Raw genomic sequence first — 14,532 nt, 5'->3', positions numbered from 1 at the left:
CCGCCCCGCACAGGGGCAACCCTGGCACACCACCACGAAAACAAGGAAAGGCCAAAGCAGCAAGCCCCCCTCACGAATCAAAATTCCAAAACACTCATCTAAAAATTAACCCGCACTCCGGCCAGAACGGCCAACTGTCGATCGGAATTGCTATTGGCGAGATTAGGAATCTGCGCATAGTTCACGCTCGCGCCGGTGGCCGGATCGATACCAAGCCCCGCGCCTGAAGATTTCTGCGCGAAGGCGAGCAAATACAGCGCCGTTCGCTTCGAAATCGCGTAATTCGTGCCAAGGTTGATCTGGTGAAAGCGCGTGGAGCTTGCGCCGCTCACCTTCGCGTCGTTGAAGATGTACGCCGCGCCGAGCGTCCATGCGTTCGTCAGGTTGTAGACAACATTCAGTTCGGCAATGTCGAAAGAGACGTCCGCGCCGCCGGGATTCGCCCCGCTCGCGAAATACTGGCTGTTTTCGAGGCGCGTATGCGTATAGACAACGGCGACCGTGGCCTTGTCGATCGCGACCGAGCCGCCCAGTCCCCATGCCTTCAGCGACGAGGCGTTCTGCAACTGGCAATATTGGGCATCGGCATTCGCGCACGAGAAGTCGCCGATATAGTCGCTCGCCCCGCCAAGCGCGGCATCGAGCGGCTGATTCAGGGAAAGGTAGCCCGCGCTCAGCGAAAACGGTCCGTGGTTGTAGGCGGCCGCGAGCGCATAGCCGCGCTTCGCGGCGAAATCGCCGGCCTGGCCGCCGAAGCTGAACGTGCCGCCAAACGTGAACCCGCCGAAATTCTCGCTCGTGAACTTGAGCGCGTTGTTGAAATTGAAGGCTTCGTTCAGGTTGTCGACGTCGCCGAAGTGAGAGCCGTACAGCGTCGCCCAGTTGTTGCTCGACGCATAGACGCCGAGAAAGTCCGAATACGAATCGTATTGCCGCCCTGCCGTCAGCGTGCCGAAGCGCGCATCTTCCAGCCCCACCCACGCCTGCCGGTTGAAGAGCGATCCGCTTTGCAGCATCGCCCCCGTGCCCGTGAGGAACTGGTTTTCGAGGTCGAAGCTGGCCTTGACGCCTCCGCCAAGATCTTCGCTTCCCATCAGGCCCCAGCGCGACGGAACGAGGTTGCCGCCGCTCATCTGCACGGCATGGCCGCTGCTGACCGAACCGTTCGCGTTGGTCGCCTGCTGGCTCGTGGAATAGATCACGCCGGCGTCGACGGTGCCATAGAGCGTTACGCTGCTTTGCGCATGAGCGCCCGTCGACATTCCAATGAAAAGGAGTACTAATGCCTTACCCGTCGGATTGTGTTTTATTGTCATGTGAAGTTCGATGGAGGGTGAGTGGATACCGCCCGGGCCAAGCTCCGGGCGGTCAGCGGAATCAGAGCTTCGAGCTGCCGAGCTGCGCGAAGGCGCGCGGATTGCGCCGCTTGAGACGGACTGCCGCGATCACGCCGATCACGGCGAACACGGGCAGCAGCGCGGTCAGTGCGTAGGAAAGCCCGGCGCCCGCCCCGGTGAGCAAGGGGAAGTTCACGATGGCCAGCACCAGCACGACCACCAGCGCGATGCCCGAGAGGGCCGGCAGCACCTTGACGCGAAAGGCGCTCTCTTCCGCCGCGGGCAGCCTGCCGAAGAACGCCATCACGGCAGCCGACGACAACGCCATCAGCGCGATGATGCAAAGCGTCGCCACGTTGGTGAGCCACGAGAACAGCGTCAGCACCGGGTCCGCTTTCGCGACGATGAACACGAGCACGACCGCCGCGGCCAGCACTGTCTGCACCACCGATCCCGCGTGCGGGCTGCTGTGCACGGGGTGCGTGCGGCCCAGGCGGCCCGGCAGCAGTCCTTCGCGGCCTGTGGCGTAGAAGTAGCGCGAGGCGGAGTTGTGGAAGGCGAGCAGCCCAGCGTACACGCTCGTGATGAAGAGCACGCTCATGGCGTCGGTCAGCGTGGCGTTCGCGTAGTGGTCCGACAGCGTGTAGAGAAAGGTCGTCGGGTCGGAAAGCGCGGTGAGCGTCTTCACCACCTCGGCGCTGCCCGCGCCGACGATCATGCACCAGACCGAAAACGCGTAGAAGCCGCCGATCAGCAGCACGGAAATGTAGGTGGCGAGCGGCACCGTACGCTTCGGGTCTTTCGCTTCCTCGCTATAGATCGTCGTGGCCTCGAAACCGATGAAGCTCGCGAAGCAGAACAGGAAACCGATCGCCGGCGCACCGCCGAGGAACACGTGCGGCGTGAAGGAAACGGTGTCGACGCCATGCGCGCCGCCGGCCTTCAGAATCGCGACATCGAGGATCAGCACGACGACGTATTCGCCCAGCACGAGCAGCGAAAGCACTTTTGCCGAAAGATCGATCTGGCGATAACCGAGCACGGCGATGCTCGCCATTGCCACGAACGAGCAGGCCCACCACGGCGCCTGCATGCCGAAATGCATGCTGAGAAAGCCGGCCGTCACGGCGCCGAACATGCCGTAAAGACCGATCTGCATCGTGTTGTAGCCGAGCAGCGCCAGCAGCGCCGCGGCGCCCCCGGCCGTACCGCCAAGCCCCCGCGCGGTGAACGCATAGAAGCCGCCCGCATTCGTGATATGCCGCGACATGGCCGTATAGCCCGCCGCGAACATCAGCAGGATCGCCACCGTGGCGATCAGCAGCGCCGGTGTTCCCGCGCCGTTGCCAAGCATGATGCCGATCGGAAATCCGCCCGCAATCGCGACGAGCGGACCGGCCGCGGAAATCACGAAAAAGACGATGAAGCCCAGACCCAATGCGCCTTTGCGCAATTCGGTCGAGGGCGATGAGTCTACCGCTGCGTTCATGTGATCTCTCTCCATTGAGCCGTTCTCGTATTCGTTCTGGCAGTCGCAGGCGCGCACGGGGCCCGCGCTCCACAACGTACCAACCGTGGAACGCAATGTAGGAGGTCAAAAATGTAAAGCGGCAGCACAAATCGGCAACCCTGCAGCCGTGACGTGCGGCTTCAGGGTTTGTACCGAGGGGCCGGACGTGCGCAACGGCACGTCGGCAGGGTGGGAACGGGCAGGCGGTGCCGTCTCTAGTAACCGAACGCCTGCGCCATCTCGTCGATCAATTGACGCTGGAACGCCGCGAAACGCGGGCTCGGTTGCTGCGCGATCGCGAGATCGAGCATCGGGTCTTCGACTTTCGTGCGCACGTCGGCGAGCGTTTCGACGATGGCGTGGCCGCAGAACGGCACATACGCCTCGGAATAGCCGCCCTCGTGGACGATCGCCAGACGGCCTTTGCAATGGCGCTCGGCGGCGTCGCGCACGAGCTGCGTCATCGCACGATAGCTCTCGCTGTGCAACAGCATGCGCGCGAGCGGATCCACCGCACTCGCATCGAGCCCGCTGGCGACCACGATCAACTCGGGGCGAAAGCGTTCGAGCGCGGGCAGCACGATGCGCTCGAAGGCATACAGATAGGCGTCGTGACCGCCGCCCGGCAGCAGCGGGATATTGACGTTGGCCCCCTCGCCGCGCCCGGCTCCGCGTTCGTCCGCGCCGCTATAGCCGGGCGGAAAGCAGTTCTCCTGGTGCAGCGAGATCGTCAGCGTGTTGGGGTCGTCGTAATAGATCGACTGCGTGCCGTTGCCGTGATGCACGTCCCAGTCGATCACCGCCACGCGCCCGACGCCGTGCTTCGCACGCGCCGCTTCGATCGCGACGGGAATATTGGCGAACAGGCAGAAGCCCATCGGCTTGTCGCGCAGGCAGTGATGGCCCGGCGGCCGCGACAGCGAGAAGGCATTGGCCGCCTGCCCCGAGAGCACCGTATCGACGGCGCCCAGCGCGAGACCGGCCGAAAGCGCCGCGATTTCATAGCTGCCCTTGCCGAACGGTGCGAGATCGCCGAGGTCGCCGCCGTTCTCGTCGCTCAGCGCCTTGAAGCGGGCGAGGTAGTCGCGCGGATGAATCCGCAGCAGATCCTCTTCGGCCGCCGCGGGCGCGCCGCGCAGGTCGAGCGACGCCGCGAGTCCCGACGTCTGCACCAGCGCCAGCAGGCGCCGCTTCGATTCGGGCGACTCGGCGTAGCCGCTCGCCGAAGGCGGCTGCACCCAGCCGCCTACCGGAAAGAACAGTGCGTGGGTGCCGCCCGTGTGCCAGAAGGTCCGCTCGTCGGTGAAAAATGCTGTCTTGCTCATGAAGGTCTCTTGCTCGTGGTTCACAATCGGTCGAAGGTGGCAGCGACGCCGGTGTCATCGGGCGCGCGCGGAAGGTGGGGAGCCGGGCGTCAGTTGCGCTCCACGTGCAGCAGGCACAGGCAGGAAAGCACGCAGATCGCGACCGCCCCCGCGAACAGCGCGGCGAGCGACGCGCCCGCATCGAGCAACAGGCCGGCGATCAGCGGGCCCGCCGCGAGCCCTGCGCCGATCACGAAATTCAGCGAAGCGATGAGCCGGCCCGAGCCGTCGTGCTTCGCCGCGGCGGCGAGGATGAACGGCAGCACGAAGGTCCACGCGAATTTGAAGGCGAACACCGCCCCGCAGTAACCGGCCGTGCCGGGATGCATCGCGAGCCCCGCGAGCGAGACCGCAAGAATCGCGTAGCCCGCGAGCAGCATGGCGAGCCGCGCCAGCCGCCCGCCGATGAGCGAGGCGCACGCCGCGCCGACGATGCCCATCACGCTCGCAATGGCGAGCACCTCGCCGGTGCGCGCCGCGTCGAAACCAGCCAGCGCCGCCGCCTTGCTCGCGAACGTCCATACGCCGCCAATCGCCACGTAGAACGCGAACACACCGCCGATCACGAACGCGGCGTTCACCGCCGCGCCGGCCGTGACGGAGGTCTGCGAGGCATGATTGTTCGCGGGCGCATGCGATGCGCAGCCAAGCGCCGGATCGAAGCCGCGCACGAGCGGCGCGGCGCACAGGCCGAGCGCGCCGAGGGCGAAGTACAGCACGCGCAGGCCGAAGTTCGCGAACAGCGCCGGCAGCACGAAGAGCCCGATAGCGCCCGCCACCAGTTGCCCGACCACCCACAGGCCGTAGACGCGATCGCGGTTCGTGCTCGTGGCGGCGCTCGTCATGCAGAGCACCATGAGCGTGCCGCCGCCGAGCGCGGTGATCGTGCGCAGGACGAGCAGCCCCGCGAAACCCGGCATCAGCAGCGCCGTCGCGAAGTTGCCGGCGCAGAACACGACGATGGCGCAGGCCGCGACGCGGCGGGCGTCGACGCGCCCGAGCCACAGCAGCGAAGGCAGCGTCGCACTGCTGAACGCGCCGAGCTCGACGAAAAAGTAAGTGCCGATCTGCGAGGCGGATAGCCCGAGCTGCGTGCCGAGTTGCGCTGCGACGGCCGGGGCGACCAGCAAGAGGAGCGGCGTGATGGCCGCGAAAACCACGAGCGAAAGCAGCGTCGAGGCGGAAAAATCGCGCGGCGCGAGATCGGCCGGGGCGAAGGACGGTGAGAGATTCTTCATGGCGGTCGAGTCCGGCTCCATGGGGTTGTTTCGGTCTGCGCACAGTGTCCGTAGCGGGAAAAAGGGTGAACAGACGTTCAAGTGGACGTTGCGGAAAACCCGCATGCGCGCCGCGCGGCGCGCTCGGGCCGCCCGTACGGGGCCCCGCGGCGGGGACCGCAGGCACGCCGTAGCGGTCCGCCCCGTTCAAATGGAGGGGGTAAACGGGCATTCAGGAGCGGGGTTCGCCGAAAAACGGCGGCCCGTATAATCGGCTCGAAGCCGGCGCTTGACCGGCCACGCCGGAAACCGCAGCGGCAACGACAACGGCACGACAGCACCGGAGGAGTCCAGCTTGACCCGCATCGCAAACCGGCTCCTGCCATCCGGGAGCGCGCCGGACATGCCGGCAGCCATTGCCGTCGACGGCTATACGCAGTCGGCGCCGCCTACGCGCAGCGCCGACTTCGAAGGCCCGTTCGCGCGCAACGGCGCGCCGGGGCGCGACCTGAGCGTCCTGCTGCTCGATCTCTACGCGCTGGCGAACGAAACGGGCATCGGCGAATTCGAAAACGGCTTTTTCCGGCTGCTGTCGCAACTGCTCCCGTTCGATGCGGGATGGACCGGCGTGACCACGCATACGGAAAGCGGTCCTGTGATGCACAACAGCTTCACGTGGTGCCTGCCCGATACGTTCTTTGGCGACTGGATCAAGGTGCGCGAGTGCGACCCGCTGGCAGAGCGAACGCGCGGCGCGTATGGCCGCGCGATGTCGGTATCGATTGTCGAGCCGGGCGTGCCGCCGCGGTTTCGCGACTGGTCGGTCAAATACGGGCTGGCCCAGTTGATGGTGGTGACCGCGCTCGATCACCGCTTCGGCTTGACGACGTTCCTCTCCGTCTACCGGCGCGCGCTCGACAAACCCTTCACGCGCGAAGACGCGCACAAGGTCGAGGACATCATTCCTCATCTGGCCGCGGCACTGACGATCAATCGCTCGTTCCAGCTCACGCGCGAACGCGGCATTACCGCCGGCGCCTCTCCCGCGCGTGCGATCTGCGATTCGTTCGGCACTGTGCATCAAGCGGACAAGGCATTCGAGACGATGCTGCGCGAGGACTGGCCCCTCTATGCGAACCAGACACTGCCGCAGCCGCTTGTCGAGTGGCTGCGCGACGGCGCGGGGCATCCGTTCGCGGGGGAACGCGTAACCGTGCAGTGCGTGCGGACCGCGGGCCTGTTTCAGCTCGAGGCGCGGGTACGCTCGGGGCTCGACCGGTTGAGTCCGCGCGAGCTGGTGGCGATCCAGCACTACGGCGAAGGACTGTCGCACAAGGAGGTCGCCCAGCGCATGGGGATCTCGCCGACCACGGTCCGGCACTATCTGCGCTGTGCGTACCGCAAGCTCGGCATGCACGACAAGATCGAAATTCCCCGGCTGCTGGCTTCGCTCAGGCAGGTCGAGGCGGCCTCTCCCCCTCGGGACTGAGCGCGCCGCCGGGTCCGGCGCAGCGGTTCGTCCCCTGTGTTGCGAAATCCCCGCATCCTGGGCCCGCGGGGCTTGATTTTGTGCGGCGCATCACTATAATAGGGTTAACCCTTAGGTAACAACCCTGAACGAGAACATCATGGTCGCGATTATCGCCGCAGTGTCGTCCACCGCCGCCCAGGCTTTCGAAGTGGTCCGCCGTTTCAGCGTCAAGGCACTGAACCGCCATCTGGAATACTGCGAACTCCTCGCAGAGGCCCAGCGCCGTTTCTGATTCGCTGCCGCGGTCTCCTGCTGCCGGCATCAGCGATGCATTGGCCAGGATCAAGCCGCGTTCATCGCCCCGGGCGCCAGCCGACCTCGCGTAACGCATCGACGAGGCGCGCTCCGCCCAGTGCTTCGGCGCGCGCGCCGCGCGCCTCCACGTCGCTCGCCGCGACGAGGGCATTGATGATCGCCTCTTCCACCGCCTCCGCCGCTGCCACGAACAGCGCGGAGATATGGTCGTTGCTCACCATCTTCACGTCGATTGCCGGCGCGCCCTTGCGTCCGTAGTTCGCCGCAGGCAGCCCGCGGTTGCCGGTTGCGAAGGCGAGGAAGATGTCGCCGCTCGAATCCTCGGTGCCGCCGCCCACCCGTGCCAGGCCCACGCTCGCCCGCTGCGCGAGGCGCGCGCATTGATGCGGCAGCAGCGGCGCGTCGGTGGCGAGGGTGACGACGATCGAGCCCATGCCGGCCTCGCCGCGCGCGGCCGGCGCGCGAAATGGCGAATGCACGTGCCGCAGCACTTCGCCCACCGGATAACCGGCGACCCTCAGCATGTCGCGCCGGCCGTAGTTCGCCTGCACGAGCGCGCCAACGGTCCAGCCGCCCGCCTCGGCCTCGACGACCCGCGACGCCGTGCCGATCCCGCCCTTGAACTCGTGGCAGATCATTCCCGTGCCGCCGCCCACGCAGCCCTCCTCCACCGGCCCCGACTGCACTGCCGCGAGCGCTTGTCCGACGTGCGCCGCGCTTACGTGCTGCCCCCAGACATCGTTCAGGACTCCGTCATAGGTCTCCATCACGACCGGCATGCACCAGTAGACGCGCTCGCGCGCAAACTCGCGCTCGGCCGCGACGAGCGCATCGCGCACGACGCCCACGCTATGGGTATTCGTCCAGGCGATCGGCGTCGTGAGCAGACCGGCTTCGCGGATCCACTCCAGCCCGGTGGCATCGCCGTTGCCGTTGAGCACGTGCACGCCCGCGAAACACGGCTCGTCGCGCGCGGCGCCCGCGCGTGGTTCGATGATCGTCACGCCCGTATGAACGGACCGGTCGCCGGCCTCGGCGTTCAGCGTGCAATGCCCGACGCGCACGCCCGGCACGTCCGTGATTGCGTTGAAACGGCCCGGCGTGCCGAGCCCGATGCGGATGCCGAGATCCCTCGTACGCATGGTGCAGATTCTCCTTTGACTGACAGTGACCGTTCAAACGGTCGAGGTTCAGAGCGCGCGAAACGTATCGCTATGGCGCGCCCAGGCGGTGTACATGACGAGCGCGGCAACGAAGAGTCCCGCAATGATGTAGAGATCGGCGGGCCTCGTGGCCGTGGCGAGCGTCGTGTAGAGGATGTACGCGGCGCCGGCCACGGCGACGAGCGGCGTCACGGGCCACAGCGGCATGCGGTAATGGTGCTCCACGTCGCGGCGCAGAAGCCGGCTCGACAACGCCGCCAGCCCGACGACGAGATAGACGACCAGCAACAGGTCGACCGTGAAGGCGGTCAGCTCGTCGAGGCTCGACACGAACACGAGCCCCGCGGACGGCACTGCCAGCGTGAGTGTCGCGAGCCACGGCGAATCGAGGCGCGGATGGATCGCCGAGAACGCGCGGTTGCAGGGGCGCGGCCACAGCGCATGACGGCCGCTGCTGTAGAGCAGACGTCCCATCGTGATCACGATCGCGATGATCGCGTTGAAGACCGAGAGGAAAATGCCGCCGCTCACGGCGCGCGAGACGGCCGTGTTGCTGAGCGCACGCACGACATAGCCGATCGGATCGGCGCTCTTCGAGAGTTCCGTGAGCGACGGCGCACCGAGCACGATCGCGATAAGCGGCAGGAGCTCGACGACCAGGATCACGAGCAGCGAATAGATCACGGCTTTCGCGACATTGCGATTGCCGCCGCGCAGGTCTTCCGCCAGAAACACGGCTGAGCCGAAACCGTTGTAGCAGAAGATCGCCGTGCCGATTGCCGGCACGATCGCGGCGGCCGTAGCCGGTATGAGCGCGGCGCCGTTCGCGACCACGGGATGGGTCAGCGCGTCGAGGCCGCGGTGCGGGGCACCGAATCCGAGGCCCGCGATCAACATGAGCACACCGACCTCGACGAGGAGAAAGGCCCCCGTGATCCACGCGTTGGTCTTGATGTTGAGCATGCCCAAGGCATAGCTGAGCAGCACGATGGTCAGCGCTACCGATTGATTGCCGAACTGCGTGCCGAGCGCGTTGTTGAGATAGGGTGCCGCGCCGCTCGCGAGCACCGCCGGAATGAACACACTCACGGAGAGGACCGTGATGAACGTGAGATAACCCGGCAACGTGCCGAACACGCGCTTGGCCATCACGTACTCGCCGCCCGCGCTGCGGTGCGCGGCGCTCAGCTCCGCGTAGCAAAGCGCGAACGCAAGCGCGAGCACGCCGCCCAGAAGGAACGACAGCACCGCGCCGCTGCCGGCCTGCTGGATCGCAAACGGCGCGATCACGAAAATCGAGCTGGCGGGCGTAACGCCCGACACCGTGATCATCACCGCGTCGCGCACGCTGAGCGTCTGCGCGAGCGTGCGCGACGCATCGTCTGCTGCAGAAGGCGCTTGCATCGCACCTGTCGATTCCGACATCATCGCCATCTTGCTCTCCTGTGCTGCCGCTTTTTGAACGCCCATACTTCGGGCCACCAGTTTGCGTGGCAGTCTAGGAAGCCAATTTCTGAAGCGCTATTCCCCCTTGGGGTTACACCCTTTCGGTTGTTTCGGTTGCCTATGGATCGCCTGTTTTCGGAAATCGCCATGCATCAGGCGCTGGGCCGCGCGCTCGACCAGCTCGGCCAGCCGCGTTTCTGGCGCCATCTCGTGCTGCTGCTCAACGAAATCGTGCCGTTCGAGAACGCATTGGCGACCGCGATTGGCCCGGACGGCGTGCCCTTCGTGCTCGAGGAATACGACGCGTTCAGTCACGACGCGCCCTCGCCCGTCCCGCTCTACCTGAACGGGCTCTACCTGCTCGATCCGTTTCTGCAGGCGGCGCACGACGGCCTGCGCGACGGCTGCTACCGGCTGGAGGAAGTGGCGCCCGATCTGTTCCGCCAGAGCGAGTATTTCCTGAGCTATTTCCGCGACGCAGTGGGCGAGGACGAGATCCAGATCCTCGTACGGCCGCAGCCCGACATGCTGCTTTCGCTGTCGCTCGGTGCCTCGGCGCGCTTCGATGCCGAACCGCTCGGCAAACTGGTCACGGCGCTTCCCTGGGTGCTCGCGACCATGCGCCAGCACTGGAAGCTGGCCGGCGAGTCGGCGCACAGCGCGCCCGACGCCGTCGATCTGGGGGCGCGCGTCGAGCAGGCGCTTGCCCGCTTCGGCGCCGGTCTCTTGACCGAGCGTGAAATGGCGATCGCCCGGATGGTGCTCCGCGGCAACTCGTCGAAGGCGATCGCCGAGCAGCTCGCTATCTCACCGGAGACCGTGAAGGTACACCGCCGGCATCTGTACACGAAGCTCGGGGTTTCGACGCAGCCGGAGCTGTTTTCGCGCTTCATCGAAGCGCTGGGGGAGTAGCGGCGCGGACACTTTCCGCCTTCCGTTCTCCGATCCGTACCGCTATCCGGCCTCCAATCTGTACCGGTACTGTACAGACCATACTCGATACACTGCGCCGGTATAGATCGTTACCCGGAGTGCCCGCGTCATGTTGCCCGAATTGCTCAGCGCCCTGCCCGCCGGCATGCTCTTCGTCGTCGTCACGACCATCACGCCCGGCCCCAACAACACCATGCTGCTTGCTTCCGGCGTCAACTTCGGCTTTCGCCGCACGGTGCCGCACATACTCGGCATCAGTGCCGGCGTCGTCGTGCTCATGCTCTGCGTGGGATTGGGCCTTGGCGAAGCGTTCCAGCACATTCCCGTTCTCTACAACGTGCTGGAGGCGGCGAGCGTCGCGTATCTGCTCTATCTGGCATGGAAGATCGGCACCTCGGGCGAGCTCAAGGTGAAGCGCGGCGAGCATCGGCCCATGCGCTTTCACGAAGCCATCGCCTTCCAGTGGATCAACCCGAAGGCTTGGATGATGGTGCTCACGGCCGTCACGACAATCCGCCTTTCGGCCGATTTCAACCTCAATACCGTGATCATGGCGGCGCTGTTCTATGTGATCGGCCTGCCCTGCATCTGTATGTGGGCCGCGTTCGGCACCGGCGTGCGGCGCTTTCTCTCGAATCCGCGGCGCATGCGCGCGTTCAACGTCGCGATGGCGCTCTCGCTCGTCCTCTCGATGTATCCGCTCTTCGCGCATTTCATTTCGCGCTAATCTCACGTCCGCTTCAGCGCACGCGGGCAATGAAGCGCCACAGCGCGTCGTCCGTCGAGTACGGCGCGTTGAAGCGGAACCAGCCGCTGGCCGCGTCGTCGGGACGGAAGTAGGAGCCCGGCGCGAGCCAGATGCCGTCGGCGAGCGCCGCCGTGGCGATCTCGCCGGCGCGCGCCGGCTCCACGGGCAGGCGCGCCCAGACGAAGAGCCCGGCGCGCGGCCGGTGAAAGATCTCGAACCCCAGCGCGTCGAGCCGCTCCTCGACCACGGCGTGCGCCCCCTTCAGCCGCTCGTTCACGAGTTCGACGTGGCGGGCGTAGCGGCCCTCCAGCAATACCTTGTCGACAATGCGCTCGATCGTTTCCGACGAAGTCAGCCCCACGGCCATCTTGGCGCGCGCCAGCTCGCGCAGCACGTCGCGCTCGGCCACCACGTAGCCGCAGCGCAGCGAGGGCGTCACCGTCTTCGAAAAGCCCCCCACGTACAGTACGCGCGAGAGCCCCTCCATCGCGGCGAAGAGCGGCGCCCCCGCGGGCGCAAGCTCGCGGCTCACGTCGTCCTCCACCACCCACATGCCGTGGCGCTCCGCGATCTGCAGGAGGCGGAAAGCGTTCGCCATCGTGAAGGTCGCGCCCGTGGGGTTCTGCAGCGTCGTATTCACGAAGATCGCCTTCGGCTGGTGCGCCGCGGCCTGCTGTTCGAGCGCCTCGATATCGAGCCCCGCCGGTGTGCGCGGCACGCCATGCACCGAGAGCCCCGCCAGCTTGAGGATCTGCAGCAGGTTGCAGTAGCCGGGGTCTTCGACGAGCACGACGTCGCCGGGGCGCAGCAGTGTCCGCACGATCAGGTCGAGCCCTTGGGTGGCGCCTTGCGTGAGCAGCACGTTGGCCATCTCCACCGGCAGGCCCTGGCGGTCGAGCTGCGCGGCAATGCGCTCGCGCAGCGGCGCGAACCCGTAGGGATGGCCGTAGTCGCCAAGGCGCACGGCCGGCACCCGGCTCGTCGCACGCAGCGCGTGATGGAGCCCGGTTTCGTTGATCCACTCGCTCGGTATCCAGCCGCAGCCCGCCTTGATGGGCACGGAATGGTCGGCGAATACATCCGAAAGCAGCCAGGTGGCCGTGAGCGTGGGAGGCTGCCAGTGCGCCGGGCTTGCGTTCGCAGCCGGCGCGCGCGGCGCGACGCGATAGCCCGAGCCGCGCCGCGCCACCACGAGGCCCATGGACACCAGCCGCGTGTAGGCCTCGGTAACCGTATAGGTCGAGAGCGCGTGCTGCTGCGCCAGTTGCCGCACCGAGGGCAGCAGCGCGCCCGCGCGCAGCGAGTGTCCTTCGATTGCCCGCGCGAAGGCGCTCACGAGCTGTTCGACGAGGGTGGACGTGGCGCGGCGGCCGCGCTCGAGTTCGAGTTCGATCATGGGAAACGGTGATGAATGGCGGTCGGCATGGCGCTCTTGCCAATACAGTTGGCGAGGATTGCCCAGCACAGTTATCAGCGCAGTATAGAGACTGTCTATGCCGACGTTCAAGTCGGGGCGCTACAGTTCGTCTCACCTACTTATGGAGGAGAACAGCATGACTTCGCGCCCCGTCATCGACGATCTGTCGTCGTTCTGGATGCCCTTCACGGCCAACCGCCAGTTCAAGGCCGCGCCGCGCCTGCTCGAATCGGCCAAGGGCATGTACTACCGAACCAGCGACGGCCGCGAAGTGCTCGACGGCAGCGCGGGCCTCTGGTGCGTGAACGCGGGCCACGCGCGCGACGAAATCGTCGCCGCGATCGCCCAGCAGGCCGGCACGCTTGATTTCGCGCCGACCTTCCAGATGGGCCACCCGCTAGCCTTCGAAGCGGCGGCCAAAATCGCCGGGCTCATGCCCGAGGGCCTCGACCGTATTTTCTTCACGAACTCGGGCTCGGAGTCTGTGGACACGGCGCTCAAGATCGCCCTCGCCTACCACCGCGCACGCGGCGAAGGCCAGCGCACGAAGCTGATCGGCCGCGAGCGCGGCTATCACGGCGTGGGCTTCGGCGGCATCTCGGTAGGCGGCATCGTCACGAACCGCAAGGCGTTCTCGGGTCAACTGCTGCCGGCTATCGACCATCTGCCGCACACGCACAATCTGGAACACAACGCGTTCACGAAAGGGCAGCCCGCGTGGGGCGCGCATCTCGCCGACGAACTCGAGCGCATCGTCACGCTGCACGACGCCTCGACCATCGCGGCTGTCATCGTCGAGCCGGTGGCAGGCTCGACTGGCGTGCTGATCCCGCCGCAAGGTTATCTGCAACGCCTGCGCGAGATCTGCACGAAGCACGGCATCCTGCTGATTTTCGACGAGGTCATCACGGGCTTCGGCCGTCTCGGCAAGGCCACGGCGAGCGAGTATTTCGGCGTCACGCCGGACCTCATCACGATGGCGAAGGCGATCAACAACGCCGCCGTGCCGATGGGCGGCGTGGCGGCGAGCCGCACGGTCCACGACACGATCGTGAACAGCGGCGCGCCGGGCGCGATCGAACTGTTCCACGGCTACACCTATTCCGCCCACCCGCTCGCGGCGGCGGCCTGCGTGGCCACGCTCGACCTGTATCGCCGCGAAGGCCTGTTCGAGCGGGCCGCGAGCCTCGCGCCGAAGTTCGAAGCCGCCGCGCACGCGCTGCGCGACGCGAAGCACGTCAAGGACATCCGCAACCTCGGCCTCGTGGCCGGCATCGAGCTCGACTCGCGCGACGGCGCCCCGGGCGCGCGTGCCTACGAAGTGTTCCTCAAGTGCTTCGAGGCCGGCGTGCTGGTCCGCTTCACGGGCGACATCCTCGCGTTCTCGCCGCCGCTGATCGTGAGCGAAGAAGAAATCGCGCGTATTTTCAACACCGTGCGCAACGCGCTCGCGACCGTGCAGTAAGGCTCATGCCAGCGCCGCGGTTGCGGCGCGAACGGTTCCATCACACGAGCAAGGCGGCCCCGGACGAGTCACTGAAACGGGCCGCTTTTCATTTGAGCCGCCGCACCTTTCCCGGCGACGGCTCAGAAATGACGGCACGACGCGCG

At 66.4% G+C, this 14,532-nt stretch carries 12 protein-coding genes; 5 read left to right on the top strand and 7 right to left on the bottom strand.

Annotated features, from left to right (window positions below; all coding sequences use genetic code 11):
• Positions 1 to 98 precede the first annotated feature (98 nt).
• From V8683_RS23665 to V8683_RS23650, 4 genes are all read right to left on the bottom strand, one after another.
• Positions 99 to 1,262, bottom strand: a complete 1,164-nt coding sequence (locus tag V8683_RS23665) for a porin (protein WP_462880681.1) — start codon at positions 1,260 to 1,262, stop codon at positions 99 to 101.
• Positions 1,263 to 1,377: 115 nt separating this feature from the next.
• On the bottom strand, positions 1,378 to 2,826 hold the full coding sequence (locus V8683_RS23660) for an APC family permease (protein ID WP_411190935.1): 1,449 nt from the start codon (positions 2,824 to 2,826) through the stop codon (positions 1,378 to 1,380).
• Positions 2,827 to 3,062: 236 nt separating this feature from the next.
• On the bottom strand, positions 3,063 to 4,172 hold the full coding sequence (locus V8683_RS23655; protein WP_411190936.1) for a class II histone deacetylase: 1,110 nt from the start codon (positions 4,170 to 4,172) through the stop codon (positions 3,063 to 3,065).
• Positions 4,173 to 4,261: 89 nt separating this feature from the next.
• Complete coding sequence (locus V8683_RS23650; RefSeq protein WP_411190937.1) at positions 4,262 to 5,449, bottom strand: MFS transporter; 1,188 nt, start codon at positions 5,447 to 5,449, stop codon at positions 4,262 to 4,264.
• 382 nt (positions 5,450 to 5,831) lie between these two features.
• Here V8683_RS23650 and V8683_RS23645 point away from each other — a divergent pair, with 382 nt between their 5' ends.
• Together V8683_RS23645 and V8683_RS23640 are read left to right on the top strand one after the other, a co-directional pair.
• Positions 5,832 to 6,917: a helix-turn-helix transcriptional regulator gene (locus V8683_RS23645; RefSeq protein WP_411192490.1), complete on the top strand. Its 1,086-nt coding sequence runs from the start codon at positions 5,832 to 5,834 to the stop codon at positions 6,915 to 6,917.
• A gap of 139 nt (positions 6,918 to 7,056) precedes the next feature.
• Positions 7,057 to 7,191, top strand: a complete 135-nt coding sequence (locus tag V8683_RS23640) for a hypothetical protein (RefSeq protein WP_281175886.1) — start codon at positions 7,057 to 7,059, stop codon at positions 7,189 to 7,191.
• Positions 7,192 to 7,252: 61 nt separating this feature from the next.
• Here the strand turns inward: V8683_RS23640 and V8683_RS23635 are convergent, their stop codons facing one another.
• Together V8683_RS23635 and V8683_RS23630 are read right to left on the bottom strand one after the other, a co-directional pair.
• Positions 7,253 to 8,356, bottom strand: a complete 1,104-nt coding sequence (locus V8683_RS23635; RefSeq protein WP_411190938.1) for a DmpA family aminopeptidase — start codon at positions 8,354 to 8,356, stop codon at positions 7,253 to 7,255.
• A 48-nt stretch (positions 8,357 to 8,404) separates the two neighbouring features.
• Entirely contained in the window at positions 8,405 to 9,811 is a 1,407-nt protein-coding gene (locus V8683_RS23630) for an APC family permease (RefSeq protein WP_411190939.1), read from the bottom strand.
• Between the two features lie 132 nt (positions 9,812 to 9,943).
• On the opposite strand from V8683_RS23630, the gene V8683_RS23625 reads away from it, so the two are divergent.
• On the top strand, positions 9,944 to 10,735 hold the full coding sequence (locus V8683_RS23625; RefSeq protein WP_411190940.1) for a helix-turn-helix transcriptional regulator: 792 nt from the start codon (positions 9,944 to 9,946) through the stop codon (positions 10,733 to 10,735).
• Positions 10,736 to 10,865: 130 nt separating this feature from the next.
• Positions 10,866 to 11,483: a LysE family translocator gene (locus V8683_RS23620; RefSeq protein ID WP_411190941.1), complete on the top strand. Its 618-nt coding sequence runs from the start codon at positions 10,866 to 10,868 to the stop codon at positions 11,481 to 11,483.
• A 13-nt stretch (positions 11,484 to 11,496) separates the two neighbouring features.
• On the opposite strand, the gene V8683_RS23615 is transcribed toward V8683_RS23620, so the two are convergent.
• Entirely contained in the window at positions 11,497 to 12,900 is a 1,404-nt protein-coding gene (locus V8683_RS23615; protein ID WP_411190943.1) for an aminotransferase-like domain-containing protein, read from the bottom strand.
• 157 nt (positions 12,901 to 13,057) lie between these two features.
• Here V8683_RS23615 and aptA point away from each other — a divergent pair, with 157 nt between their 5' ends.
• Positions 13,058 to 14,386 (top strand): omega-aminotransferase AptA, encoded by a 1,329-nt coding sequence (gene aptA, locus V8683_RS23610; protein WP_411190944.1) that lies wholly within the window; start codon positions 13,058 to 13,060, stop codon positions 14,384 to 14,386.
• Positions 14,387 to 14,532 lie beyond the last annotated feature (146 nt).

The sequence above is a fragment of the Paraburkholderia sp. AV2 genome, assembly GCF_054968425.1.
Note: the sequence above shows the minus strand (reverse complement) of the source record. Positions and strands in the feature narration are given on the sequence as shown.